The following is a 25,493-nucleotide window of genomic DNA, read 5'->3' as shown; positions in this document are numbered from 1 at the left end:
CACGCGCGATCCGGCACCTTCCTCCACGGCGGCGCCGCTCCCCCTCACGGGGAGCGGCGCCGTTCCGCTAGGAGGCGTGCGCGCGACGCCGGCTGATGACGACGAGGGTCGCTCCCGCGAGCAGCAGCGCGATGACGAGCGCGATCCAGGCGGCGAGCTCGACCCCCGTGAGGGCGAGCGTCGTCAGGAAGACGTTCGAGAGCGTCGAGTCGTTGAGTCCGTCGGCGAGAGTGAGATCACCGAGCTGCATGGCACCGTCGAGCCACACGACCTGCGCGGTCGCTCCGCCGCTGTCGACCTCCGAGATCGAGCAGACGGCGTTGGCCGGGAGGTTCTCGAACATCACGGTCGTGCCGTCGCGGATCTGCGACACCATGCTCGTGGGTCGCTCAGCCTCCGGCTCGCTCTCCTCTGACTCGCCGCCCTCGTCGGTCGTGCCTCCCTCGAGCTCATCGGGCTGCCCGAGATCGTCCATCCAGTCACCCGGCAGCAGGGGCACCAGCTCGCCATCGCGATCCCAGAAGCACGAGGTCTCGATGACGAACGTGGCGCCTGTCGCCTCGCTCGCGAAGGGACCCGTGACATCCTTCGTGACCGAGAAGGCCGCGAGCAGGAAGGTGTTCTCCAGGCCCACCGTGTGATCCTCGTCCGCGACCACGACGAACTCGCTCGCCGTCGCGTCGGTGCGCGTCGCGCCGCCCGTGCGCGTCTCCGTCACCGTGCAGTCGGCTCCGGCCGGGATCTGGTCCCAACTGTTGCGGTAGCCGTTGAGCTCGGTGAGCTCGCGCGCCGCACCTCCCGGAATCTCGAGGGCGGTGACGACACCGTCGATCGGCAGCGTGCAGGCGAGGCTCGCCTCGAAGGATCCCCGCACGAACGTGCCGGTGCCGTCTCCCGCGAAGGTCTTCTCCACGACGACGCCCCCGACGTCGAAGGTGTTCGTCACCGTGAAGCCGACGGGCTCGGCCGAGACGGTGACCTCGTCGACATCGATGCTCGTGCTCGTCGCCCCCGCGGTGCGGGTCTCGACGAGCGAGCATTCGGCGTCGAGCGGAAGGCCCTCGTAGGTCGCTCGGTAGAAGCCGTCGGAGGTGAGCTCGCGCAGCGCTCCGCCGGGGATCTCGAGCTGCTGCTCGACCCCGTTGACGTCGCGAAGGCACGTGAGCTCGACCTCGAACGGGCCGGCACCCCAGGTCGCGGCGCCATCGCCCACGCGCTCCTTCTCGACCGCGACCTCGCCGAGGGCGAAGGTGTTGGTCACCGTGACATCGAGGGGCTCGTCGCCGATCGTCACATCCGCGGTGACGCCGTCGACGATCGAGCCGTCGATCGAGGCGCCCGCGATGGTGACGGTCGTGGAGGATGCTCCGCCTGTGGCGGTCTCCGTCACGGTGCACACGGCACCCGTGGCAAGGTTCTCGATGGTCACGGGCTCGTCGCCGCGGGCGAACGTGAACGTGTCGGTGAAGACGGTGCGCAGGCCCGTGCTGTCGTCGAGCTCGCAGGTCACGTCGATCTCGACGGGAGCATCCGCCCAGTCGTCGGCGCCCGCGCCGACCACCGACTTGGCGAGCACGATCGAGCCGACCGTGTAGTCGTTCTCGATCTCTGCGGTGGTGCTCGTGCCGAGGGTGACGACGGCGGCATCGGCGACGATCGTCGAGGAGCCTCCCCCGTCGACGACGGTCACGACGCGCGTCTGCGCCGCGTCCATCGTGTCGGTCTCGGTGATCGTGCACCGGGCGCCGTCGGGCAGGCCGCTGAGCGACCACGTCTCGCCGTCGGCGAGGGTGCGCTGCATCGGGGTCTCCGCGTCGTAGCCCGTGCCGTAGACGGCGTCGTCCTCGAAGGTGCACTCGACCGCGACCGGGAAGGGGCCGTAGCCGATGGCGCTTCCTGCGTCGTCGACCGCATCGCTCGACACGGTCTTGGTGACGGCGAGGCTCGCGAGCTCGAACGTATTCTCGACCTCGAGGGCGGGCTGCACCTGGTCGTCGACGAGCTCCGTGTCGTCGACGACGACGGTGAACGTGTGGCCGATGGTCACATCGGTGGTCAGCTCACCGCCCTCCGCATCGAGGATGCGACTCGAGGTCGCGCCGGCCGGGTCGCTCTCGGTGAGGGTGCACTCGGCGCCGGACGGCAGGAGTGTGTAGCTCACGGTGCCGTCGGCGGCGAGAGTGCGCGTCGCTCCGTCGGCGATGGTCACGTCGACGCCGTCACGCACGCACGCGAGTGTCACCTCGAAGGGGCCATCACCGTATGCCGCTCCCGCCCCGAGCACGGTCTTGGAGACCTCCACCGACCCGGTCAGGTAGTAGTTCTCGAGGGTCACGGACGCGGGGGCGCCGGACGTCACGACGATGCCCGTGCCGTCGATGACCTCTCCCTCGTCATTGACGATGCGGTGCGCGTCGGCGCCCGTCGCGAGGGGGTCGCGCTCGAACACCGTGCACGTGGAGCCGTCGGCGAGGTTCTCGATCGTGACGAAGCCGTCGGCGGGCACCGTGACGTCGCCGTTGAACGACTCGCCGACGAGCGGGGTCGTGCAGACGACGTTCGCCGTCACGGTCTCGGGGGCGAACTGCCCGGCGCCCCCTCCGATGACGTCCTTGGCGATCGTGAAGCTCGTCACGCCGTAGCGGTTGGTGAACTGCGTCGTGTTGCGGGTCACCGGGCTCGTGCCGTTGGCGGCCAGTGAGGCGATCGTGGTCGACGTGCCGTCGATCGAAGTCGAGGATGCTCCCACCGTGCGGGCGATCGAGGTCGAGTCGGCCTCCTGGTCCTCGGTCTCGGTGACGGTGCACGAGGCGCCCGCGGGAAGTCCCGTGAGGGTGCGCGTCTCGTCGTGCCGCAGCTCGAACGTCATGGGCGTGGCGGCGAAGCCGTCGGCGAGCACCGGGTCGCCCTGGAAGGTGCAGGAGACCGAGAAGGCGAACGGGTCGACCGGGTACACCGGGTCGTCGTTCTCATCGACCGCGTCGGTCAGGACCGTCTTGCCCACGGTGAGGGAGGCGAGGTCGTAGCGGTTGGTGACCGTGCGGCTCACCGTGCTGGTGCCCGAAATCGTCACGTTGCTCGGGTTCGTCACCTGGGTGGCGCCCGCGCTCTGCTGCTCGGTGATAGAGCACGTCGACCCTGCCGGAATGTCGTCGATGGTCTGACTCAGCTGAGTCGACGCGCTGAAGGTGAGCGTGCCGTACCAGACCGCGGTGGCGCTCGCCCCCGCCGGCTGCGTGGCGGGCGCGATCGTCGACGCGGTGCGCGTGCAGTTGACGAGCACCGTGAAGGTGCCGTCACCGTAGTCGTAGGGATCGGTCGCGCCGGCTCCCGTGATCGCCTTGGTCACGGTGAGCGACCCCACCGGGATGCTGTTGGTGTAGGCGATCGCGTTCGTCGACTCGCCTTCGCCGTCGTTGGGCGCCAGCGTCACGACGGCCGAGGTGCCGGAGGTCGGCGCGGCGGCCGCTCCGCCGGTGGTGATGACCTTCGTGACGGTGGCACCGCGCGACTGGGTCTCGTTCACCGTGCAGACCGCGCCGGCTGGCAGGCCCGTGTAGCTGCGGGAGCCACCGTCGTTGAGCGTGAAGGTGGAGGGCGAAACTGCGATGGGCTGCGCACCCGAACCGGTGTCGAACGTGCACGCGATCGAGAAGCTGAAGCTGGTCTGCATGACCGGGTCTCCGGCCGCGTTGACCGCTCCATCCATGTCGACCGACTTGGCGATCGTAAGGCCCGCGAGGTCATAGGTGTTGGTGACCTCGCTCAGCTGGATCGCAGGCCGCTCGGCGAAGGCGGGGCGCGGGTTGAAGACGGTCGAGGGGCTGTAGTCGAGCGCCCGCACGGTGACCGTCGACGGCAGCGTCGTGATCGAGGTGGCACCCGTCGTGCCCGCCTCGCTGATGCCGCACTCGGCATACAGCGGGATGCCGAGGATGCGCTCGGCCGCCGCGTTGCTCGTGATCGTGAAGGGCGAGCGGTCGTCACCGGCACTGTCGAGCAGTGAGATGGGCTCGCCGTCGACCGTGCACGCGACATCGATCGGCACCGAGGCGGGGCCGAACGAGGCGCCCTCGCCCTCGACGATCTTCGCGAGGTCGAGAGCGCCCGTCGCGAGGGCGATGCCGACCTTGCGCGGCTCGGTCACGAAGCGGTACGGGAGGTCGTTGTCGCCGTCGCGGCCGCGAGCCGCACCGGCGATCGAGTTGTAGGCGATGGAGTCGCGGGCGAGATTGGCATCTGTCTCGCGCAGCACCGGCTCGCGCGCGGTCTCGGACCGGTACACGACGGAGATGTCCTCGCCCGGCAGGAGGCCCTGGTCCGCCTCATCCACACCGACGGTCAGGTCGACGACGAACTTGAGAGCGATGACGCTCTCAAGCAGCGCCGCCTCGGGCACCGCCGGCATGACCTGCCAGCCGTCGACCGGGTCGTCGCGGTCGGGGATGCCTCCCGTGCTCGGGCTATCGATGCACGGCCAGTACTGCTCGACCATGGGCGGGGTCGAGCTGGGCGACATGCCGAGCTCGCGCTGGATGTCGGCGCCGTTGCACGCCGGCGTCGCGAGGTCCAGGCGGTCGGTGTAGTAGACCGTGAGGGCCTCATCGGGCCAGCCGACGAGTCGCGGTCGCTCCGTGAGCGTCGGCGTCCACCGCGAGTTGCGGCTGTCGTTGATGATGACGCCGCGGTCGTCCTCCCGCGGGAGCACGTCGATCGCGACGACCTCGAAGACGCGCACGTTGCCCGCGTTGAAGAAGTTGCCGACCCACTCCTCCGTGCCGCCGGGGCGCGTGATGGGCACGCAGGGGTAGCGGTAGTAGTCCTCGCCGTCCACGGCAAGAGTGGGAGCACTGCAGTCGACGCCGTTGTTGACCGTGCGGATGACGCCCAGGTCGTCGTAGGGCTCACTCGTGACCGGGTCGACGACGGGGTCGCCGTTGATGTCGAGGGGCCCCGCGCCCACGCCCTTGACGCCCTTGACGATGTTCATGGGCGCGCTCGGCAGCGCCCAGACCTTGGTCGTGGCCGTGCAGCTCGACACCTCGAGCTGCGGGTCGGGCTCGAGAATGCCGTTCGTGGAGTACTCGCAGCGATCGAACTCCTGGTCGCTCGTGACGATCGCGCTGTTGACGACGAAGTCCGACGTCTCGGAGCCCGCCTGCAGGAACTGGCGGAAGAGCAGCGGCGCCGAGATGGTGAGGGTCCAGCCCTTCTCGAGGATGAACGCCGGGTCGGGCGTGATCGTGAGCGGCTGTCCACCGGATGCGCTGGCCCCGAGGTCGGCGGTGAACGACGGCGCTGTCACGGTTTGACTGGACGCGTTGACGACGGAGAGCTCGATGAGGTCTTCGGGCTCGTACGGCGTGCCCGTCTCGGGGTCGATGCCGAGCTCGAGCATCGGCCCGGTGCCGTCGACCGGGATGAGGTCGACGATCTGCAGCTCGGCGAGGTCTTTGTCCTGGCCCGTGCCGAGGTTGCGCACCGTGATCTCGTAGGGGATCGGAGCGCCCAGGGTGAGCGGGCCGAAGGGCGTCTTGATGACGCGAACCTCGGCCGGGCGGTGCTGGAACAGGATCTGCCGGGTGTCGTCATCGGTCGCCTGCCAGAGCGGAGCATCCGCGCCGTTGTCGGCCCACGAGGTCACCTCGACGTCGTTCGTGAAGACGCCGACCTCGGTCTCCCCCGGAGCAGGCTCTGAGTAGATGTAGAGGGTCGACGGCACCGGCTCGGTGCTGGGGGCGACCAGGAGGTCACGCCGCGTTGCCGTGAAGCGCACGGTCTGCAGCGGGTTGTACGGGCGCTCCCACGCCGCGCCGTCGGCGCGCGTGTAGTGCAGACGGATTCCGCGGATGTCGGCGGTCACCGCGCCGGACGGCAGCGACGGCAGCTCGAGCGTCGAGCCGAACGACCCCTCGACCCAGCAGGCGTCGAGCACGGCGGATCCGCTGCACTCGGCCGTGATGCCACCGGAGCCATCGACGACGTAGTCGACGCCGACGAGGACGTCGACCTTCACCCGATTGAGTGGCGCCGCGAACGAGTGCGAGGAGAAGCCGCTGAAGTTGTAGGCGTTCCAGAACGACGGAGTCAGGTCTTCGATGACCATGTCGGTCGAGCGCACGTTGCCCGAGGGTTGACCGGTCAGCGTCACCGTCGCGGTGCGCGAGTTGCCCTCGAACTGCGTCGCCGGCACGCTCGCGGTGGCCGTCGTGTCGGCCTGAATACCCTTGGTCGCCGTGACCGCGTAGGAGAGGTCCTCGACCGTGACCTGCGCGCTCGCCTGCGCGGTGAGGACGTTGTCGGTCTCTCCCTCGGCAGGGTCGGTGAGGCCGCCCGGGTCGGTGATCGTAGCCTGGGCGGTGTTCTCCACGGTCGCGCTCGTCGTGCTGTCGACTCGCGTGCCGGGGGTGCTGCGGAGATCCTGCCGCAGCTGGGTATCGACGACGAGACGGGTCGAGGCTTCGACATCGATGCGCCCCGTGTGCACGACCTCGATGCCCACGACGTCGGCCAGCTGGGCCGCGCTGAGCGCGAGGGCGGCCGAGCGGGTGTACGACTCGACGACCTCACCCTCCCGCTCGAGGATGACCTCCGTCGACGTCGCGCCCGCAGGCACGCTGAGCGAGACGATGTCGTACAGGTTGACCGACTCGAAGGGAGTGGTACCCGCGACGGGGTCGAGGATGGAGAGCTCGTCGACCTTCGACACGGACGTGTTCTGAGCGTCGATCGTCATGCGGGCGCGCGGGTAGAGCGCCTGGGGGGTGCCGTCGGGAGGAGTGCCGAGCGGGCCGTCGACCCAGCTCTTCGTGATCTCGACGGTGAGCGGCTGATCGAAGATGAGGATCGTGTCGCCATCCGTGAGCGACAGCAGCACGCTCTCGGCCTCGTCGCGCCCCTCGAAGCGCGCCGTGTTGTCGACGACACCGAAGTCCGCGGTGTTGTACAGGGCCTCGCGAGTGGCGCCGAGCACGGCGACATCGGAGTCGGAGCGGCGCACGTCGCGCACCTCGAAGACGAGGTCGACGCGGCGCTCGAGGTCCATCGAGGGAGCGACGCCGGTGCCGACGGGCGGCGCCGCGGGGTTGGTGCCGATGCGCGAGCCGCGCGAGGGGCTCTCCTCGACGATGAGGCGCACCCCGGTCGCCGCCGCGCTCTCGGCGTCGGTGAGCGTGTACCCGGGGAACGTTCCGTCGCAGCTCGCGGGGCACGGGTCGCCCGTCGCCCCGACCCAGCCCGATCCGGGCACGAAGAGCTCGACCGCGGCGACGCGGTCGAAGGTCAGCAGGGGGTCCATGCCGCTCGAGATCGCCGGGATGCGCACGAGGTCGAAGGCCTCGAACACGGTGTCGGCGACGGGCGTCGTCGCGGGGTCGGTGGCCGTGTCGGAGAGCACGACCGAGTCGAAGAAGGTGCCAGCTGTGCCCCACGAGATGCGCGCCGTCGCCTGATCGGCACTGCGGGCGTTCACGGCCTCGAAGCCCGTGCTGGCCACAGGCTGCCACTCCTTCGCGATGGCCGCGATGCCGCCCGAGCCGCCCCCGCCGTCGGCGGTCGGCAGCAGCACGAGGGGCGCCACGGCGTCATCCGTAGCCTCGGAAGGCGTTGCCACCGGGTTCGAGACCCGGGCCTGCACGGTGTTGTCGACGCTGATCGACTCGGTGCGCGTGGCCGACGCGGCCTCACCCGTGCCGTCGCGCAGCTCGCCGCGCAAGGCGAAACGGAGGTTGGGCTGCGCGCTGAAGCCGGGGTTGAGCAGCGTGCCGGACGTGTCGTAGTTGACGTGCTGGTAGCTGAAGCGGATGCCCTGGAGCACCTCGCGCACTCCGGCGTCGATGCTCGTCGTGAGGAAGGACGGGCCGAGCAGCCCGTCGGCGCCGGGCAGCACGCTCCACGTCGACCCGTCGAAGTACTCCACCGTGAGGGTGGTGTTGGCGGGAACGGCAGTCGCCACGATGTCGGTGAGGGTGAAGTAGTTGTAGAACTCGTCGGCGCCCGACTCGAGCGGGTCGGTGATGACGAGCGAGACCGACCCGACCGTCGACGACGACGGGTCGACCGCGGTCGCCGGCAGCGGCGTGATGCGACCGGGCAGGGAGATGAGCGTCGTCGCGCCCTCGAGGCTGTAGAGCTCGTCGGGGCTGATGATCTTCTCGACCTCGGTGTTCACGCGGGAGGTGCGACGAGTGAGGTCGTCCGAGGCCAGAGCGGAGGCCGACTGGTCGTCGAGGGCGACGACATCGACACGCACCTGGTTGGTCGTCGTCGCGTCGCTCACCACGGCATCCGTGATCACGCGGAACGGCAGCGAGGCGTACTGGCCGGGCGTCATGCCTCCCGGCTGCGTGCTGAGGAACCGGACCCGCACGCTCTGCACGAGCGCAGCATCCACGGGGGCCGGGAGCGTGTCGACCGTGGTCGTCGTGACGGGCGTACTGAAGTCGGCATCGCCCTCGTACCAGTAGCTCACCTCGGCGCTCGTAGCGCTCACGGGCCACTCGATATCGGCGTCGACCCAGCTGTCGAAGCTCAGGCCCTGATCGGCGAGCGAGGTCGAGCCGGGCGCGGGCTCGGTGAGCGTGAGCTCCTTGAGCGCGAAGTCTCCCCCGTTCTGGCCCCCGATCGTCACGCGCTCGAGCGCACCGCCGATCACGTAGGCGTTCTCGAACTGCTTCGTCGCGAGAGGGGCGATGCTCGAGGGGTCGAGGCGGATCGTGTCGGCGGCCGGCTCGGGGCTCGTCGTCGTCGCGTCGAAGCGCACCCACGAGCTCGCCGTGTTCGTGAGCGTGAGGGTCGAGGCGACAGCGGCCGCGGTCGCCGTGAGCTCTCCGTCGATCGTGATGCCACCCGTCGCGCCCCGGTCGACGCGCCCGGTGCTCGACGAGAAGACGATGCGCAGCCCGCGGATGTCAGCCGTGTCGACGCCCGCGGGGAGAGCGGCGGTAGCCGCCGGAGTGCCGGTCGTCCAGTCGGCGCCGTCGAACCAGTCCACGCGCACACGATCGGCACCCGCGGGGAGATCGAGCCCGCTCAGGCCCGTGATCTCGACGTAGTCGAGGATCGTCGCGGAGGTGTCAGCAGGCTCCTGGATGACGAGCTCGTCCACCGAGCCGTTGCTCGTGTTGGTCGCCCCCAGGTCGAAGGCGACGGTGCGGCCGAGCACGGCCGGGGTGGTGGCGGGGGTCACGGACTTGGTCGTGTCGGAGCCGAGCACGCGCGGCACCGCGAGCAGCACCTCGGCGCTCGACTCGACGAGGCTCGGGCGCGGAGGGTCGAGCGCGAGGTCCTCCCGGTTGCTGACCGTCACGGTCGCCGTGTTGGGCAGCAGGGTTCCGTCGAAGTCGGCGGACAAGTCGGAGGGGACGGTCGCGGTCGCGCTGATCTGCACGCCGGTGCCGGCCTGCATGCCCGTGAAGTCGCCGCCCAGATCGTCGATGACCTCGACCGTGAAGTCGTTGCCCGAGATCTGCACGTCGATGGGCGGCACCTGCGTCGCCATGGTGACCGACTGCAGCTCGAGCGGCGCCGGCACGGAGTCGGCGAGCGTGAGGTCGAGGCAGTCGGTCTCGAGGGAGGAGCAGTTGATGCTGAACAGGTAGGTCACCGTCTGGCCCGGGCCGACGGAGGTGGGCGCGGCAGGAATCGCTTCCTTCTCGAACTGGATGAGAACGGGCTCGTCGGGGTCGCCCTCGGCGGCGACCGCCGAGGGCATCGTCACGAACGGCGCGAGAAGTGCGAGGAGACCCGCAGCTGCGATCGCCGCAAGTACGCGAGTGGAGAATCGTCGAAACATGTGCTGCCCCCGGGTTGACCTGCCAGCGCGACGATCGGACGCCGCCCCCGCATTTCACCCTAGAGGTCGCTGAACCCGATTCATGTCCCTAGAACGGGGGTGTTCCTGGCCCCAGTCCGGGGCACGGTGCGGTGCTGGCGTCGCTACGGCAGCACGCCCACCGAGGCCAGAGCCGAGCGCAAGAGGGCACCGCGCCCGCCCTCCATCTCGTCGGAGACCCGATCGCTCGCCGCCTCGGCCGGGCTCAGCCAGGTCAGCTCGAGCGCATCCTGCCGAGGGTCGCATGTTCCCGTGACCGGGACGACGTAGGCGAGCGAGACGGCGTGCTGCCGATCGTCGGAGAACCGTGTCGGGCTCGGGAAGGGAAAGTACTCGGCAACGGAGAACGGCACGGGCGACGCGGGAAGCTGGGGGAAGGCCATCGGCCCGAGGTCCTTCTCGAGGTGGCGGAAGAGGGCATCGCGCAGCGTTTCGCCGTACAGCACGCGACCACTCACGAGCGTGCGCGTGATGCTGCCCGAATCGGTCGCGCGCAGCAGCACCCCCACCTCGGTGACCGTCCCCATGCCGTCCACACGCACCGGCACCGCCTCGATGTAGACGAGCGGCAGCCGCTTCCTGATCTGCTCGAGCTCCTCATCCGAGAGCCAGCCCGGGTTGGGGTCAGGGGTGCGCACGGTAGCCATGCTCCATTGTCTCCCCCGCAGCGGTCGCGCGCACATCGGACACGGTGCACCTGACACCATGGAGCCATGAGCGCCGTGCAACTGATCGATGAGGGCGCCGTGCTGTGGTCGGCGCCGCAGAGCGAGCGCGCCGACCGACCCCTGCTCGTGCTGCTGCACGGCTACGGCTCGCACGAGGGAGACCTGTTCGGCCTCGCTCCCCACCTTCCCCTCGACCCGGTCATCGCCGCCGTGCGCGCACCCCTGCGTGCCGGCCCGGGCTACTCCTGGTACCCGCTCGAGAACGTCTCGCACGAGGAGCGTGCCGCGGGGGCCGACGCTGCCGCCCGGGGCCTGCTGGAGTGGCTCGACGGAATCTCGGCGACCTCGGTCGGCCTGCTCGGTTTCAGCCAGGGCGGGGCGATGAGCATCCAGCTGCTGCGTCACGCACCGGAGCGCTTCGCGTTCGCGGTCTCGCTCGCCGGTTTCGTCGTGCCGGGGGATGCCCCCGCCGACGACCGGCTCGCGCAGCTCGCTCCCCCGGTGTTCTGGGGGCGCGGCACGCACGACGAGGTGATCCCGTCGTCGTTCGTCGAGGCCACGCAGCGGTGGCTGCCGCATCACTCGACCCTCACGACCCGCATCTACGAGGGGCTCGGCCACAGCGTGAGCGAGCCCGAGCTCGCCGACGTGCTCGCCTTCCTGCGCGCCCGCTACGCCTGACCGGGCCCCGGCGAATCCTGTCAGGCTCACGGTCGGTGCCGCGGGGCAGAATGGCGGGATGACCGACCTCGCGCCCGACGACGTGCTCGGTCGCTTCGCGCCGGCCACGCGGGAGTGGTTCGCGGGGGCGTTTCCCGCAGCGACCCCGGCGCAACTGGGCGCGTGGGAGGCGATCGGCACCGGCCGCCACGCGCTCGTCGTCGCGCCGACCGGCTCGGGCAAGACCCTCGCGGCCTTCCTCTCGTCGATCGACCGCCTCGTCGCGAGCCCGACGCAGCGCTCGGCGACGGCGACCGAGGGCGGCTCTCGCACGACCGTGCTGTACGTGAGCCCCCTCAAGGCGCTCGGCGTCGACGTCGAGCGCAACCTGCGTGCCCCCCTCATCGGGGTCGAGCGCACGGCGGCACGGCTCGGAGTCGACGTTCCGCCGATCACCGTCGGTGTGCGCTCGGGCGACACCCCCACGCAGGAGCGCCGAGCGCTGCAGAAGAACCCGCCCGACATCCTCATCACGACTCCGGAGAGCCTGTACCTGATGCTCACCTCGAGCGCCCGCGAGACGCTCGACGGGGTCACGACGGTCATCGTCGACGAGGTGCACGCGGTCGCGGGCACGAAGCGCGGCGCGCACCTCGCGCTGAGCCTCGAGCGGCTCGACGCGCGGCTGGCGCGCCCCGCGCAGCGCATCGGGCTCTCGGCGACCGTGCGGCCGGTCGAGGAGGTCGCGCGGTTCCTCGGCGGCGCCGCCCCCGTCACGATCGTGAAGCCGCCGGCCGCCAAGACCTTCGATCTGACGATCTCGGTGCCCGTCGACGACATGACGGCTCCCGGCTCGCTCGAGCCCGTCGAGGATGAGGGGTCGACCTCGGGCGTCGCGCCGCCGCCGTCGATCTGGCCGCACGTGGAGGAGGACATCGTCGAGCGCGTGCTCGCGCGGCGCTCGACAATCGTGTTCGTGAACTCTCGGCGCCTCGCCGAGCGGCTGACGGCCCGGCTCAATGAGATCTACGCAGAGAAACTCGCGGGTGAACCGTCGCCCCCGACCGCGCCACCAGCGGCGATCATGGCGCAGGCCGGCGCGACCGGGGGCGCCGAGCCCCTCCTCGCCCGCGCCCACCACGGCTCGGTGAGCAAGGACCAGCGGGCCGACATCGAGGACGACCTGAAGTCGGGCCGCCTGCGCTGCGTCGTCGCGACGAGCAGCCTCGAGCTCGGCATCGACATGGGCGCGGTCGACCTCGTGATCCAGGTGGAGGCGCCACCGAGCGTCGCGAGCGGGCTGCAGCGCATCGGCCGCGCGGGCCACCAGGTCGGCGAGGTCTCGACGGGCGTGCTCATGCCCAAACATCGGCTCGACGTGCTGCACGCGACCGTCACGAGCGAGCGCATGGTGAGCGGCCTCATCGAAGAGCTGCGCATTCCGCAGAACCCGCTCGACGTGCTCGCGCAGCAGACGGTCGCTCACGTGGCGCTCGAGCCGTGCGACGTGGAGGAGTGGTTCGACACCGTGCGGCGCAGCGCGCCGTTCGCGGGCCTGCCGCGCTCGGCCTTCGACGCCGTGCTCGATCTGCTGAGCGGCCGCTACCCGAGCGACCGCTTCGCCGAGCTGCGGCCGCGCATCGTGTGGGATCGCGTGCGCGGCGAGCTCAGCGGTCGACCCGGTGCCCAGCGCCTCGCCGTCACGAGCGGCGGCACCATTCCCGACCGCGGCCTCTACGGGGTCTTCCTGCCCGGCGAGGGTGCCGGGCGCCGCGTGGGCGAGCTCGACGAGGAGATGGTCTACGAGTCGCGGGTCGGCGACGTCATCTCGCTCGGGGCGACGAGCTGGCGCATCGACGAGATCACCCACGACCGCGTTGTCGTCACGCCCGCGTTCGGGCAGCCCGGCAAGGTGCCGTTCTGGCGCGGCGACGGGCTGGGGCGCCCCGCTGAGCTCGGTCGCGCGCTCGGCGCGGCGACGCGCGAGCTCGGCGCCGTGACCGCGCAGGGGCGCCGAGAGCGTCTCGTGGCTGCGGGGCTCGACGACCGCGCCATCCTCAATCTGGATGCTCTGCTCGCCGAGCAAGCCGCCTCCACCGGTCACCTGCCGACCGATGAGACTCTCGTCGTCGAGCGGTTTCGCGATGAGCTCGGCGATTGGCGGCTCGTACTGCACTCGCCGTACGGGCTCGCGGTGCACGCTCCCTGGGCCCTCGCGGTGTCAGCGCGCATTCGCGAACGCCACGGCTTTGACGGCGCCGCGATCGCCGCCGACGATGGCATCGTCGTGCGGCTGCCCGACACGGAGAGCGAGCCGCCGGGCGCCGAGCTCTTCCTGTTCGAGAAGGACGAGCTCGACGAGCTCGTGACGGTCGAGGTGGGGGGCTCGGCGATGTTCGCGAGCCGGTTCCGCGAGTGCGCCGCGCGGGCCCTGCTGCTGCCGCGCCGCAACCCGAGCCAGCGCAGCCCGCTCTGGCAGCAGCGGCAACGGGCGAGCCAGCTGCTCGAGGTCGCCCGCGAATTTCCCGCCTTCCCGATCATTCTCGAGACCGTGCGAGAGGTGCTCGGCGACGTCTACGACCTGCCGAGCCTCACGGAGCTCACCGATCGCATCCGCCAGCGTTCGGTGCGCCTCGTCGAGGTAGAGACGCCGACCCCCTCCCCCTTCGCGCGCTCCCTCCTCTTCGGCTACGTCGCCGCGTTCCTCTACGAGGGCGACAGCCCGCTCGCCGAGCGTCGCGCCGCCGCGCTCAGCATCGACTCGACCCTTCTCGCCGAGCTGCTCGGTCGTGCGGAGCTGCGGGAGGTGCTCGACCCCACCGTGCTCGAGCGGACCGAGGCCGAGCTGCAGCGCCTCGCCCCCGATCGCCGGGCTCGCGACGCGGAGGGCGTGGTCGACCTGCTCCGCCTCCTCGGGCCGCTGTCGCTCGACGAGCTCGTCGAGCGCACGAGCGTCGAGGGCGCGGCCCTGCCCGACGACCGCGCGGCGGTCGTCTCGGGCTGGCTGACCGAGCTGGGCCGCGCGAATCGCGTGCTCGCCGTGTCGATCGCGGGGGTGCCACGCCACGCGGTCGTCGAGGACGCGGCACGCCTGCGCGACGCCCTCGGCACTCCCGTGCCGATCGGGGTGCCCACGGCGTTCCTCGAGAGCGTGCCCGACCCGATCGGCGACCTCGTCGCCCGCCACGCCCGCACGCACGGCCCCTTCGTCGCGCAGGACGTCGCGCACCGCTTCGGGCTCGGCATCGCGGTCGTGACGGATGCCCTGCGCCGGCTCGGCGGCGAGCGGCGTGTGCTCGAGGGCGAGTTCCGCCCGGGGGCGAGCGGCACCGAGTGGGTCGACGTCGAGGTGCTGCGCCGCCTGCGCACGAGGAGCCTCGCGGCCCTGCGCTCGGAAATCGAGCCCGTGAGTGCGGGCACACTGGGGCGCTTCCTCCCCTCCTGGCAGAACGTGGGCGGCACCCTGCGCGGGCTCGACGGCGTGCTGCAGGCTGTCGAGCAGCTGCAGGGCGCTGCCCTGCCGGCGAGTGCGTGGGAGACCCTCGTGCTGCCGAGCCGCGTGCGCGACTACTCGCCCGCCTGGCTCGATGAGCTCACCGCGGCGGGCGAGCTCGTGTGGGCTGGAGAGGGCTCCCTCGCCGGCAACGACGGGTGGCTGAGCCTGCACCTGCCCGAGACGGCGCCGCTGAGCCTGCGCGACCCCGCTCCGAGCGAGCCGACGCCCTCGCAGCAGGCGATCCTCACCGCGCTCTCGGGAGGCGGCGCCTACTTCTTTCGCCAGCTCTCGGATGTCGTGAACAGCCAGGACAGCCTCGACCGCGTCGACGATACCGCCTTGGCCGACGACCTCTGGCAGCTCGTGTGGGCCGGCCTGCTGACGAACGACACGCTCGCGCCCGTGCGGGCGATGCTCGGTGCGACGCGCCAGCGGGCGAGCGCGCCCCGGCGCGCCCCGCGCTCGCGCAGCTATCGCGGCTACGCGCGCCCCGCCTCGGTCTCCCGCACCGGACCACCCATCGCGGCGGGGCGCTGGTCGCTCCTCCCCGATCGCGATGGGGACGCGACCCGGCGGGCCGCGCACCTCGCCGACACCCTCCTGGAGCGGCACGGCGTCATCACGCGCGGCGCGGCTCAGGCGGAGGAGGTCGTGGGAGGCTTCGCACTGCTCTATCGCGTGCTGAGCCGCATGGAGGAGGCCGGCCGGGTGCGGCGCGGGTACTTCGTCGAGCACCTCGGGGCCGCGCAGTTCGCGACCCCCGCGACCGTGGACCGGGTGCGCGCGCACTCTCGCGACCCGGATGCCGCACCCGCGCTGCGCGCGATCGTGCTGGCCGCGAGCGACCCTGCCAACCCCTACGGCGCGGCACTGCCCTGGCCGGCCGCCCAGACCGACCCGGCCGACACCGCACGGGGAGCCTCGCCGGGTCACCGCGCGGGTCGCAAGGCGGGGGCGATCGTCGTGCTCGTGGACGGGCACCTCGCCGTCTACCTGGAGCGCGGCGGCAAGAGCGCCCTGACATTCACGCACGACGCCGCCGTGCTCGAGGCCGCCGCCGCTGAGCTCGCCGCCGTCGTGCGTGCCCGACTGCGCAGCGTGCGGGTGGAGCGGGTCAACTCGCAGAGCGTGTTCGGCACACCGCTCGCCGATGCCCTGGTCGCCGCCGGATTCGTCGCCACGCCGCAGGGCCTGAGGCTCAGGGTCTGAGGCGGCGAGCATGCCGGAGGGAGACACCGTCCATCGCGCAGCGCGGCGACTGGCCGAGGCGCTCGAGGGTCGTGCGGTGCTCCGCAGCGATGTGCGGGTGCCCCAGCATGCGACCGTCGATCTGAGCGGCGAGGTCGTCGACTCGGTCGTCGCGCGGGGCAAGCACCTGCTCATGCGCATCGGGCCGAGCGTCGTGCACTCGCACCTCAAGATGGAGGGCTCGTGGCACGTCTACCGCCCGGGCACGCGATGGCGCCGCCCCGCCTTCGAGGCGCGCATGGTGCTCGACGTCGCTCCCGGCGGTGGGGATGCTCACGGCTGGCAGGCCGTGGGCTTCGCGCTCGGCGAGCTCGACATCGTGCCGCGCGACCGCGAAGAGGAACTCGTCGGGCACCTCGGGCCCGACCCGCTCGGCGACGACTGGAACCGGGAGGAGGCGCTGCGTCGCCTCACGGCCGACCCGACTCGGCCCCTCGGTCTCGCCCTGCTCGACCAGCGCGTCGTCGCCGGCCTCGGCAACGACTACCGCAACGAGACGCTCTTCCTGCGCGGCATCCTTCCCGAGCGCGCCGTGGGCGAGGTGGATGCTGCTGCCGCGCTCGATCTGGCGGTGCGCCTCATCCGCGCCAACCGCGACCGGGGTGAGCGCACGACGACGGGCGACACGCGTCGAGGGCGTCGCCTCTGGGTCGCGCACCGCGACCGGGAACCCTGCCGTCGGTGTGGAACCCCCGTGCAGCGGGGAACCCTCGGCGAGGACGCCCTGACCGAGCGCATCACGTGGTTCTGCCCGCGGTGCCAGAGCTGAGAGCGCGACGGATCTCCTGGCCCTACTCCTCGGCCGCGCGCGCCCCGCTGGGCCGCCAGGCGACGATGCGCAGGCTCGCCGCGGCCGTGAGGGCGACGACGCCAGCGATGCTGAGCGGCAGCGCGAGCATCTGCACGACGCGCGGCACCACGAAGGTGCTCGGGTCGTAGATACCCGGAGCGACGCTGAAGGCGAATTCGCTGTACACCGTGAGGGCTATCGCGAGAGCGAGCGCGAGTGCGCCCACCGCCCACAGGGCGCGCAGCCAGGGGTTGCCGGCGACGACGATCTCGAAGTGCGCGTGGTCGTCGAACGCGCGCACCGTCGTGCGGTGCCGCTGCGTCGCCGTCGGCACGGCGACGCCATCATCGAGAACCGGGCCACTCGGAGTGTTCGGCCGAGCGGCACGGGGCTCGGACGTCGAGGGCGGTGGCGGAGCCTCCTCGGCACCGCCGCGCTGAAACGCGGTCGGGTAGCGCGGGTCCAGGTCTGTCTCGCGAGGGCTCACGTCGACCCACCTCCTTCGGTGCGTGCAGTGCGGTCAGCCTAACCCGCGGCACGACGGGTGCCGGAGGGTGCCCGGTAGCCTCACAGCATGCTCTCGCCCGCCTCCCTCAGCGCGGCGCTGACGGTTGCCGGGCTTCTGCTGGGGCTCTCCTCGTGCGGCGGCGCGGCTCCGCCGATCGGGGAGGACGCTCCCGCGACCTCGACCGGCACCGTCCTCTCGATCACGGACGGCGACACGCTGCGCCTCGATCTCGACGGCGAGGAGCTCGCCGTGCGCCTCATCGGCATCGACACCCCCGAGGTGTACCCCGAGGTCGAGTGCTTCGGGCCGGAGGCGGAGGCGCTCCTCGCCGACCTCGCGCCCGTCGGCACCCTACTGCGCGTCGAGTACGACCTCGACCCGCGCGACCCCTACGACCGCGAGCTGCTGTACCTCTATACGGCGGACGGCACGTTCGTGAACCTCGAGCTCGTCGCACGCGGCGCAGCCGAGGCGGTGCTCTTCGAGCCCAACGATCGCTACTGGGACGAGCTGCGCGCGGCAGAGCGAGCGGCGCAGGATGCCCGGCGCGGGCTCTGGGCGCAGTGCTGAGCCGGCGCCGATGAGCGGGCAGCGCTAGACGGGTTCGATGAGGTGGGGCCCGTCGCCGCGCAACGGTGCGACGGCGTGCAGCTCGAGCCTCTCGAGTACCGTCTCGCTCTCGGCGACGACCATGTCGACGAGGGCGGCATCGCCCTCGACGGTCGGGTCGATCCAGGTGTCCCACGCCTCGCGCAGCAGCATGACGGGCGCACGATCGTGGATGCTCGCCGCGGGCCCGTGGGCTGCGCGCGTGAGCATCGTCGCGGTCAGCACCCACGGCTCAGGCTCGGCACCCTCGGCGACAGGCGGCCGCCACCAGGAGTACAGCCCGGCGAAGGCGAGCTCGCCCTCCACGGGATCGGTGATCCAGTGCGGGGTCTTGACGGGCTTGCCGCTCGGGCCGTCGACCGTGTGCCACTCGTAGTAGCCGTCGGCGGGCAGGATCGCGCGCGAGCGCACGACGGCGTTCTTGAAGGTGGCCTTCTCGGTGACGGTCTCGCTGCGCGCGTTGAACGTCGGATACTTCGAGGCGAGCTCGGTCGCCCACCGCGGCACGAGCGACCAGCGCGCTGCCGTGACGAGGCGCGAGGGCATCCCGTCCGGGTCGTCCTTCGGCACCCGGTCGACGACGATGGGCACCTGCTGCGTGGGCGCGATGTTCCAGCTCGGCGGCATCGCCACCGCGTCGACCTCGTCGGCCTCGAAGTAGGCGCCGAGCTCCTCACCGCTCTTCGTGTTCGCGTAGCGGCCGCACATCAGGGCGCCTCCGCGGCGAGCGCCGCGCGCAACCGGGTCGAGTCGACGCGGTGGATGGTGTGGACGACGTCGTCGACGAGCACCACGGGAATGTCGTTGCGGTGCCGCTCGAAGAGTTCGGGATCGTCGAGGATCGAGTGTTCGACGAGCTCGATCTGAGGAAACTCGAGCAGGGCATCCTCGATGATGTCGCGTGCCACATCGCACAGGTGACAGCCGGGTTTGGCGAGCAGGGTGACGGTCGTCGCGGGCACGCGCTCAGTGTACGCGCGCGCCTGGAGCGAGCGCCGTGCCTATGCTGGTCACGATGTCTGACACCGCCGCCGACGCCGGGCCTGCCGCCGCCCCGAGCCCGACCCCGATCGTGGCGTTCTTCGACGTCGACAACACGCTCATGCGGGGTGCGAGCGTCTACCACCTGGGGCGCGCCGCCTGGAAACGCGGCTACGTGACCTTCGGCGACATCGTGCGCTTCGGCTGGAAGCAGATGCGCTTCATCGCGGTCGGCGAGAACCACCGGCACCAGGTCGCCGTGCGCGACCGTGCGCTCGAGCTCATCGCGGGGCACACCGAGGCCGAGCTCGAAGAGCTCGCGATCGAGACCTATGAGAAGCGCATCGAGCGGCTGCTGCTGCCCGAGACCGTGGGGCTCGCCCAGGATCACCGCGACAAGGGCCACGAGGTGTGGCTCATCACCGCGACCCCGGAGGTGTGCGCGCGGGTCATCGCCGAGCGGCTCGGGCTCACCGGCGCGATCGGCTCGCGCATCGTGAGCGTCGACGGCGTCTTCACGGGCGAGCTGCTCGGCCACGTCATGCACGGGCCGCACAAGGCGACGGCGGCGGCCCAGCTCGCGGCCGAGCGCGGTGCCGAGCTCGCCGACTGCTGGGCGTACTCCGACTCGCGCAACGACATCCCGCTGCTCGAGCTCGTCGGCAACCGCGTGGTCGTGAACCCCGACGCGGCTCTCGCGCGCTACGCGAAGGCCCGCTCGTGGTCGATCCTCACGGCGGGTGCGGCGAGCATCCGCGCCGCTCGCCGACGCGTGCGTCGCGAGGCCCGGGCCGTCGCGCGATCGGCGCGCCGCCAGCGCTAGGCCCGACGCCATCAGGCCCGGCAACGCGAAAGGCGCCCGACCCTGGGGGCCGGACGCCTGACTGAGGCTCGGTGGCCTCTACTTCTTGTTGCGACGCTGGTGACGCGTCTTGCGCAGCAGCTTGCGGTGCTTCTTCTTGGCCATGCGCTTGCGGCGCTTCTTGATGACGGAACCCATAGAAAATCCTCTGATCGTCGACTGAACGGGAGCAACGGCCCGTTCAGGACCGTGTCATGTACCGCAGGAGTCTAGCCGACGTCGCTGATGGGCGTGTCGATGGCCGATGCGACGGCCGACTCGGGGATGCGGAACGAGCGTCCGAAGCGGATCGCCGGCAGGTCGCCCGCGTGCACCATGCGGTACACGGTCATCGAGGAGACGCGCATCATGTCGGCGACTTCGGCCACCGTCAGGAAGCGCACGTCGCTCAGGTCGCGGTCCATGTCGTCATCCTCGGGTCGTGCGCACACTCGTGGAGTGACGAATGTGTCCGAAGTTCAGAGTAGGGGCACGTGTGACTGAAGTAAAGAGACCCGATCGGGGGCGTTCGAGGGGGATGCTCAGCTCTCGCCGCGCTTCCACGGCAGCTTCTGCGTGACCGACTCCTGAACCTCGTGCAGCCGCTCCTGCACGCCGTGCAAGCGCTCCTGCGCCTCGTGCACGACCGTGCGCGCCTGGTGCGAGGCCCCCGCGGCGACCCGGCCGACCGTGCTGCCGGCACGCTCGACATCCGCCCCGGCCCACGCGGTGAAGACGGGGCTCGTGACGGGCTCGAGGCCGTCGGCGCCGGCGCTCAGGAACGGCACGAGGTAGTCCTCGACCTCCTCGAGCGGACTCGCGTCGACCCGGTAGTAGCGGTGCTGCCCCTCCTCGCGAACCGTCACGAGACCGTGCTCGCGCAGCACCTTGAGGTGCTTGGAGACGGTCGGCTGGGTCGCATCCATGCGCTCGACGAGCTCCCCCACGCTCAACTCTCCCGAGGAGGCGTCGGCGGCGAGCGCCGCGTCGAGCAGGTGCTGCAGGAGTTCGCGCCGCGTGGCGTCCGCGATCACGTCGAAGATATCGGCCATGTGACCAATCTACTCAGGCTTGCCCCGGAGTATCATGACAGGCGGCCCGCGGGCCGAGGGGAGCATCCATGGCCAGCAGGGCGCGCATGCGCGGCAACGCGCCGCGAGTCGAGCGCACGCCTCTCCAGCGACTGCGCGACGCGACCAACGACGTTCTCGCCTCCTCGCCGGCCCGGTTCGCGATCATCGTCTTCACGGTGCTCATCGGCCTCGTGACGACGCTGCTCATGCTGCCCATCGCGAGTGCGAGTGGCGACCCGACTCCGTTCTCGGACGCACTCTTCACCGCCGTCTCTGCCATCTGCGTGACGGGGCTCGTGACCGTCGACATGGCCACGCACTGGTCGGTGTTCGGCAACGTCGTGATCGTCCTCGCCCTGCAGATCGGGGGAATCGGCGTGCTCACGCTCGCCAGCATCCTCGGTCTGGTCGTCTCGCGGCGCCTCGGCCTGCGTGCCAAGCTTCTCGCCGCGAGCGACACGAACGCCGCCCGCACGCGCGGCGGGCCGGTCTCGGAGTCGCAGGCCGTGCGCCTCGGCGAGATCGGCAACCTTCTCGTCACGGTCGCGGTGAGCGCGCTCCTCATCGAGCTCGTGCTCTTCGCGATTATCCTGCCGAGACTGCTGCTCGCCGGCTTCGACGTGTGGACGTCGATCTGGCAGGGCTTCTACCTCGCTGCCTCGGCGTTCACCAACACGGGCTTCGTGCCGCTCGTGGACGGCATGGAGCAGTTCTCGGCCGACCCGTGGATGCTCATCACGATCGCCGTGGGAGTGTTCCTCGGCTCACTGGGCTTCCCCGTCATCTTCGCGCTCACGCGCTTCGCGCGGTTCCGCGCGCGCCTGACCGTGCACGCGAAGCTCACGATCGTCACGACCCTCCTGCTCATCCTCGTGGGCATGATCGTCATCCTGCTGCTCGAGTGGAACAACGCCATGACGCTCGGCGACCAGGACTACGCGAACCGGCCCCTCACCGCGTTCTTCATCTCGGTCATGACGCGCTCCGGCGGCTTCAGCCCCATCGACATCGGCGCGATGAACGGCTCGACCCTGCTCGCGCTCGACATGCTCATGTTCGTGGGCGGTGGCAGTGCATCCACGGCCGGGGGCATCAAGGTGACGACGCTCGCGGTGCTCTTCCTCGCCGCGTTCGCGGAGGCGCGCGGCGACCGCGACATCGAGGTGTTCGAGCGGCGCATCCCGACCGACGTGCTGCGCCTCGCGGTCAGCATCGTGCTGTGGGGGGCGACGATCGTCTCGGCCTCCTCGATCGCCATCCTGCACATCACGAAGGCGCCGCTAGACCTCGTGCTGTTCGACGTCATCTCGGCCTTCGCGACGGGCGGACTCTCGGCGGGGCTGACGACGAACGACCTGCCGGACTCGGCGAAGTACATCCTCGCTGCCACCATGTGGGCGGGGCGCGTTGGTACAGTGACCCTCGCCGCGTCGCTCGCGGCGGCGCAGCGCCGGCAGCTGTTCCGGCGAGCAGAAGAGAGGCCGATCGTTGGTTGAGAGAATCCGGCACGACGCCCCCGTCCTCGTGATCGGGCTCGGCCGCTTCGGGGCGGCCACGGCCGGCCAGCTGCAGCGACTCGGTCGTGAGGTGCTCGCGGTGGACGAGGACGCGAACCTCGTGCAGAAGTGGTCGGAGCGCGTCACCCACACGGTGCAGGCCGACGCCCGCTCACTGGATGCTCTGCGCCAGATCGGCGCGGAAGAGTTCTCCATCGCCGTCGTCGCCACGGGCTCGTCGATCGAGTCGAGCGTGCTCATCACGGCGAACCTCGTCGACCTCAAAGTGCCGCAGATCTGGGCGAAGGCGATCAGCCAGTCCCACGGCAAGATCCTCGCCCGGATCGGCGCCAACCACGTCATCTACCCCGAGGCGGAGGCCGGCGAGCGCGTCGCCCACCTCGTCTCGGGCCGCATGATCGACTTCATCGAGTTCGACGACGACTTCGTGCTCGTCAAGATGTACCCGCCCAAGCCGATCCGCGGGCTCTCGCTCACCGACTCGCAGGTGCGCACCAAGTACAAGATCACCGTCGTCGGCGTGAAGAGCCCCGGCAAGCCGTTCACCTACGCGACCGAGCAGACGGTCGTGTCGAACCACGACCTCATCATCGTCTCGGGCACCGAGAGCGACATCGACCGCTTCGCCTCGCTCGACCACTAGAGCCGAGCGAGACACGCGGCCGCCCTACTGGTCGGGAGACTGGTCGCTCGGCGACTCGTGCAGCTCGCGGTGCTCGCGGATGCGGTCGCGACGCTCGTCCCGCTCGTCGCGGCGCTCGTCGAAGCGCTCCTGCAGCCTCTCCACGGCCTCACTCGCCATCACCGGGCCGCCGGGCCCGCGGTCGGGCAGGTGCGTGCCGAGCAGCACGCCCCCGCCGAACGTGAGCCCCAGCAGCAGCACCGAGCCGACGGCGATGCCCGTCGCTGCGAGCACCGTGCGCGTGCCCCCGCGACTCGTCGCCACGGGGGCGGACGGCGACGCCGCGGTCGCCGGTGCGGGCTCCGACGCGCCTTGCTGGTCTGGACGATCGTTGCTCTCCGTCGTCATGACGGCCTCCTTCGTGTCGATCGGCCCGCGTGATCCGCGAGCCACTCGAGCACGGTCGCCGCCCTGCCTTTGCGCCGCCTATGCGCAGCGCAAGAGGGAGGTCGAGGCTCGCCCAGCGCTGGCACAGCGCACCGCCGATCGCCTACCCGCCAGCGGCGAGCTCCTTCGCCCGCGCGAGCGCGGCACGGGTCGCCCGGCCGAAGACCTCGGCCAGCTCCGCCTCCTGCAGCACGGCGACGGCTCGCTCGGTCGTGCCCTTCGGGCTCGTGACGCGACGACGCAGCTCCGCCGGGTCCTCCTCGCCCCCCTCGAGCAGCAGGCTCGCGCCGAGGAAGGTCTGCTGCACCATGAGCGCGGCCACCTCCTCCTCGAAGCCGAGCTCCTCGGCCGCCCTCGTGAACTCCTCGATGAGCAGGAAGACGTAGGCGGGGCCCGAGCCGGAGACCGTCGAGAGGGCGTCGATCTGCGCCTCCGGCAACTCGATGACCGTGCCCACGGTGCGGAACAGCGTCGCGGCGAGCGCGAGGTCTGCCGCCGAGGCGCGCGACCCTCCGCTCACCCCCGTCACACCCCGGCCCACGAGGGCGGGAGTGTTGGGCATTGCCCGCACCACAGCCTGCGCGACCCGCGCCTCCATCGCCTCGGTTGTCACGCCCGCGGCGACGCTCACGATGAGAGCCTCGGGGTGCAGGTGGGGAGCGAGCTCATCGAGGAGCGGCAGGATCTGCGCCGGCTTGACGCCGAGGAGCACGAGCCGAGCATCCTCGACCGCCCACCGGTTCGCGTCGTGCTCGTGCTCCGTGGCCCGGGCCTCGATGCCGCGCTCGCGCAGAGCGGCCGCCGAGGCGTCCGTGCGGGTCGTGGCGCGCAGCGACGGCACGCTCACTCCCGGCTGGCGCAGGCCGTGCAGAATCGCACCGCCCATCGAGCCGGTGCCGAGAATCGCGAGGGAGGGCAGCTGCTCAGTCATGCCACGAGTGTAGGTTGGAGGGCGCCAGACAGATACCGCGCGGCAGCGCGGCGGAGGCGGAAGGCGGCGAGCATCGTGACCGACGACAACCCCGACCAGTCCGGCACTCTCGCGAGTGCCGAGGCCGTGGCGATTCGCGACGTCATCGTGGGCACCCCGGGTGTGCAGTCCGTCGGTGACGTGCGAGCTCTGCGCCTCGAGGATGAGCGACTCATCATCACCGCGCGACTCGGGTTCGGGCGCTCCACCCCCGTCGCCGACGTCGTGGCCGTGCTCGGGGCGGTGCGCACGGGCATTCGTCGCGCTGTGCCCGACGCTCGCGATATCGTGCTCGAACCGGAGATCGCCGCGCCGCGCGTCGATGCCAATCCGCCCACCGACGTCTTCGTCATCAGAGGAGCAGAGTGACCATGGAGTTTCTGTATTCGTTCTTCGTCGTGGGCCACTTCATCGGCCTCGCCGCGATCGTCGGCCCCTTCCTGCTGCAGATGCGCCGCAACAGCGACTTCGCGATCGGAGCCGTCCTCGGCGGAGCGATCACGCAGCTCGTCACGGGCATCGCCCTCGCGGGCATCGCGGCCTCGCAGATCGAGGACTACACGAAGATCTTCGTCAAGCTCGGCATTGCGCTCGTCGTCTTCATCGCCGCGCTGCTCGGCTGGCTGCGAAGCCGCAAGAATGGCAACACGCGCGCCGTGAAGCCCTTCTTCCACGCCGCGGGCGGGCTCGCGCTCGTCAACGTCGTCATCGCCGTCTTCTGGTAGCGGTCGGCCCGGCCCTGCCCGGGTAATTGCTAGGCCCGGCGCTCACCGAAGAAGTCGCGCAGCATCTGCGCCGACTCCTCCGCGTCGACCTCGGCGACGACTTCGCGCACACGGTAGGGCAGGCGGCGCTCGCGCAGCAGGTCGACGACGCTGCCCGCGGCACCCGCCTTCACGTCCCAGGCGCCGAACACGACGCGGTCGATGCGCGCGGCGAGGATGGCGCCGGCGCACAGCACGCAGGGCTCGAGGGTCACGACGAGCGTGCACCCCGGCAGCTGCCAATCACCGGATGCTCGACCCGCCTCGCGCAGCGCGACGACTTCCGCGTGGGCGGTCGGGTCGCTGTCGCGCTCGCGGGCGTTCCTGCCACGCGCGATGACCCGGCCCTGAGCATCCAGTACCACGGCCCCAACCGGCACGTCCCCCGACTCGAGGGCCGCGCGCGCCTCGGCGAGCGCCGCGCGCATCGCCTCGCGGTCGCTCGCGCTCACGACGGTCATGGTGCC

At 71.0% G+C, this 25,493-nt stretch carries 20 protein-coding genes; 9 read left to right on the top strand and 11 right to left on the bottom strand.

Going from position 1 to position 25,493, the window contains the following annotated elements:
• Window positions 1–67: 67 nt before the first annotated feature.
• On the bottom strand, window positions 68–9,793 hold the full coding sequence (locus tag FK219_RS11105; protein ID WP_152583992.1) for a DUF5979 domain-containing protein: 9,726 nt from the start codon (window positions 9,791–9,793) through the stop codon (window positions 68–70).
• A gap of 143 nt (window positions 9,794–9,936) precedes the next feature.
• Window positions 9,937–10,479, bottom strand: coding sequence for an NUDIX hydrolase family protein (locus FK219_RS11100; RefSeq protein WP_152583991.1), 543 nt, complete (start codon window positions 10,477–10,479; stop codon window positions 9,937–9,939).
• A 66-nt stretch (window positions 10,480–10,545) separates the two neighbouring features.
• Here FK219_RS11100 and FK219_RS11095 point away from each other — a divergent pair, with 66 nt between their 5' ends.
• Genes FK219_RS11095 through FK219_RS11085 form a run of 3 tightly spaced genes read left to right on the top strand, consistent with a single transcriptional unit; the run spans window position 10,546 to window position 16,673 of the window.
• Window positions 10,546–11,181: an alpha/beta hydrolase gene (locus tag FK219_RS11095; protein ID WP_152583990.1), complete on the top strand. Its 636-nt coding sequence runs from the start codon at window positions 10,546–10,548 to the stop codon at window positions 11,179–11,181.
• Between the two features lie 58 nt (window positions 11,182–11,239).
• Window positions 11,240–15,865: an ATP-dependent helicase gene (locus FK219_RS11090; protein ID WP_152583989.1), complete on the top strand. Its 4,626-nt coding sequence runs from the start codon at window positions 11,240–11,242 to the stop codon at window positions 15,863–15,865.
• A gap of 10 nt (window positions 15,866–15,875) precedes the next feature.
• Complete coding sequence (locus FK219_RS11085; protein ID WP_152583988.1) at window positions 15,876–16,673, top strand: DNA-formamidopyrimidine glycosylase family protein; 798 nt, start codon at window positions 15,876–15,878, stop codon at window positions 16,671–16,673.
• Between the two features lie 22 nt (window positions 16,674–16,695).
• On the opposite strand, the gene FK219_RS11080 is transcribed toward FK219_RS11085, so the two are convergent.
• On the bottom strand, window positions 16,696–17,181 hold the full coding sequence (locus FK219_RS11080) for a hypothetical protein (RefSeq protein WP_152583987.1): 486 nt from the start codon (window positions 17,179–17,181) through the stop codon (window positions 16,696–16,698).
• Window positions 17,182–17,268: 87 nt separating this feature from the next.
• Here FK219_RS11080 and FK219_RS11075 point away from each other — a divergent pair, with 87 nt between their 5' ends.
• Window positions 17,269–17,772 (top strand): thermonuclease family protein, encoded by a 504-nt coding sequence (locus tag FK219_RS11075; RefSeq protein WP_152583986.1) that lies wholly within the window; start codon window positions 17,269–17,271, stop codon window positions 17,770–17,772.
• 24 nt (window positions 17,773–17,796) lie between these two features.
• Here FK219_RS11075 and FK219_RS11070 read toward each other — a convergent pair whose 3' ends face one another.
• Entirely contained in the window at window positions 17,797–18,519 is a 723-nt protein-coding gene (locus tag FK219_RS11070) for an SOS response-associated peptidase (RefSeq protein ID WP_152583985.1), read from the bottom strand.
• A complete protein-coding gene (locus FK219_RS11065) occupies window positions 18,519–18,773 on the bottom strand; it encodes a glutaredoxin family protein (RefSeq protein WP_152583984.1) in 255 nt (84 codons plus the stop codon). The genes FK219_RS11070 and FK219_RS11065 overlap by 1 nt, the downstream gene beginning before the upstream one ends.
• Window positions 18,774–18,826: 53 nt before the next feature.
• On the opposite strand from FK219_RS11065, the gene FK219_RS11060 reads away from it, so the two are divergent.
• Window positions 18,827–19,615 carry an HAD family hydrolase gene (locus FK219_RS11060; protein ID WP_152583983.1) on the top strand — a complete coding sequence of 263 codons (789 nt, stop codon included), beginning with the start codon at window positions 18,827–18,829 and terminating at the stop codon, window positions 19,613–19,615.
• Between the two features lie 78 nt (window positions 19,616–19,693).
• Here FK219_RS11060 and FK219_RS11055 read toward each other — a convergent pair whose 3' ends face one another.
• The 3 genes from FK219_RS11055 to FK219_RS11045 form a co-directional block, all read right to left on the bottom strand.
• Window positions 19,694–19,792 (bottom strand): 30S ribosomal protein bS22, encoded by a 99-nt coding sequence (locus FK219_RS11055; protein WP_003792170.1) that lies wholly within the window; start codon window positions 19,790–19,792, stop codon window positions 19,694–19,696.
• Between the two features lie 71 nt (window positions 19,793–19,863).
• Window positions 19,864–20,058, bottom strand: a complete 195-nt coding sequence (locus tag FK219_RS11050) for a helix-turn-helix domain-containing protein (protein ID WP_152583982.1) — start codon at window positions 20,056–20,058, stop codon at window positions 19,864–19,866.
• A 117-nt stretch (window positions 20,059–20,175) separates the two neighbouring features.
• Entirely contained in the window at window positions 20,176–20,685 is a 510-nt protein-coding gene (locus FK219_RS11045) for an ArsR/SmtB family transcription factor (RefSeq protein WP_152583981.1), read from the bottom strand.
• Window positions 20,686–20,753: 68 nt separating this feature from the next.
• Between FK219_RS11045 and FK219_RS11040 the strand changes: the two genes are divergently transcribed.
• Both FK219_RS11040 and FK219_RS11035 read left to right on the top strand, forming a co-directional pair.
• A complete protein-coding gene (locus FK219_RS11040) occupies window positions 20,754–22,202 on the top strand; it encodes a TrkH family potassium uptake protein (RefSeq protein WP_235923923.1) in 1,449 nt (482 codons plus the stop codon).
• Complete coding sequence (locus FK219_RS11035; protein WP_152583980.1) at window positions 22,195–22,866, top strand: potassium channel family protein; 672 nt, start codon at window positions 22,195–22,197, stop codon at window positions 22,864–22,866. The genes FK219_RS11040 and FK219_RS11035 overlap by 8 nt, the downstream gene beginning before the upstream one ends.
• Window positions 22,867–22,890: 24 nt before the next feature.
• Here FK219_RS11035 and FK219_RS11030 read toward each other — a convergent pair whose 3' ends face one another.
• Both FK219_RS11030 and proC read right to left on the bottom strand, forming a co-directional pair.
• Window positions 22,891–23,253, bottom strand: a complete 363-nt coding sequence (locus FK219_RS11030; protein WP_152583979.1) for a hypothetical protein — start codon at window positions 23,251–23,253, stop codon at window positions 22,891–22,893.
• Window positions 23,254–23,395: 142 nt separating this feature from the next.
• Window positions 23,396–24,223: a pyrroline-5-carboxylate reductase gene (gene proC / locus FK219_RS11025; protein WP_152583978.1), complete on the bottom strand. Its 828-nt coding sequence runs from the start codon at window positions 24,221–24,223 to the stop codon at window positions 23,396–23,398.
• Window positions 24,224–24,298: 75 nt separating this feature from the next.
• Between proC and FK219_RS11020 the strand changes: the two genes are divergently transcribed.
• Window positions 24,299–24,631 carry a cation diffusion facilitator family transporter gene (locus FK219_RS11020; protein WP_152583977.1) on the top strand — a complete coding sequence of 111 codons (333 nt, stop codon included), beginning with the start codon at window positions 24,299–24,301 and terminating at the stop codon, window positions 24,629–24,631.
• A gap of 2 nt (window positions 24,632–24,633) precedes the next feature.
• Complete coding sequence (locus FK219_RS11015; RefSeq protein WP_152583976.1) at window positions 24,634–24,987, top strand: hypothetical protein; 354 nt, start codon at window positions 24,634–24,636, stop codon at window positions 24,985–24,987.
• Window positions 24,988–25,016: 29 nt separating this feature from the next.
• On the opposite strand, the gene FK219_RS11010 is transcribed toward FK219_RS11015, so the two are convergent.
• A complete protein-coding gene (locus tag FK219_RS11010; RefSeq protein ID WP_235923922.1) occupies window positions 25,017–25,487 on the bottom strand; it encodes a nucleoside deaminase in 471 nt (156 codons plus the stop codon).
• Window positions 25,488–25,493 lie beyond the last annotated feature (6 nt).

Origin of the sequence: Microcella pacifica (genome assembly GCF_009371975.2) — a bacterium.
GTDB lineage: Bacteria > Actinomycetota > Actinomycetes > Actinomycetales > Microbacteriaceae > Microcella > Microcella pacifica.
Note: the sequence above shows the minus strand (reverse complement) of the source record. Positions and strands in the feature narration are given on the sequence as shown.

Coding starts and splice junctions, on each gene's coding strand:
- FK219_RS11085 (WP_152583988.1), top strand. CDS start 15,876: ATGCCGGAGGGAGACACCGTCCATCGCGCAGCGCGGCGACTGGCCGAG.
- FK219_RS11070 (WP_152583985.1), bottom strand. CDS start 18,519: ATGTGCGGCCGCTACGCGAACACGAAGAGCGGTGAGGAGCTCGGCGCC.
- FK219_RS11045 (WP_152583981.1), bottom strand. CDS start 20,685: ATGGCCGATATCTTCGACGTGATCGCGGACGCCACGCGGCGCGAACTC.
- FK219_RS11100 (WP_152583991.1), bottom strand. CDS start 10,479: ATGGCTACCGTGCGCACCCCTGACCCCAACCCGGGCTGGCTCTCGGAT.
- FK219_RS11050 (WP_152583982.1), bottom strand. CDS start 20,058: ATGGACCGCGACCTGAGCGACGTGCGCTTCCTGACGGTGGCCGAAGTC.
- FK219_RS11010 (WP_235923922.1), bottom strand. CDS start 25,487: ATGACCGTCGTGAGCGCGAGCGACCGCGAGGCGATGCGCGCGGCGCTC.
- FK219_RS11075 (WP_152583986.1), top strand. CDS start 17,269: ATGCTCTCGCCCGCCTCCCTCAGCGCGGCGCTGACGGTTGCCGGGCTT.
- FK219_RS11105 (WP_152583992.1), bottom strand. CDS start 9,793: ATGTTTCGACGATTCTCCACTCGCGTACTTGCGGCGATCGCAGCTGCG.
- FK219_RS11095 (WP_152583990.1), top strand. CDS start 10,546: ATGAGCGCCGTGCAACTGATCGATGAGGGCGCCGTGCTGTGGTCGGCG.
- FK219_RS11060 (WP_152583983.1), top strand. CDS start 18,827: ATGTCTGACACCGCCGCCGACGCCGGGCCTGCCGCCGCCCCGAGCCCG.
- proC (WP_152583978.1), bottom strand. CDS start 24,223: ATGACTGAGCAGCTGCCCTCCCTCGCGATTCTCGGCACCGGCTCGATG.
- FK219_RS11030 (WP_152583979.1), bottom strand. CDS start 23,253: ATGACGACGGAGAGCAACGATCGTCCAGACCAGCAAGGCGCGTCGGAG.
- FK219_RS11090 (WP_152583989.1), top strand. CDS start 11,240: ATGACCGACCTCGCGCCCGACGACGTGCTCGGTCGCTTCGCGCCGGCC.
- FK219_RS11040 (WP_235923923.1), top strand. CDS start 20,754: ATGGCCAGCAGGGCGCGCATGCGCGGCAACGCGCCGCGAGTCGAGCGC.
- FK219_RS11015 (WP_152583976.1), top strand. CDS start 24,634: ATGGAGTTTCTGTATTCGTTCTTCGTCGTGGGCCACTTCATCGGCCTC.
- FK219_RS11055 (WP_003792170.1), bottom strand. CDS start 19,792: ATGGGTTCCGTCATCAAGAAGCGCCGCAAGCGCATGGCCAAGAAGAAG.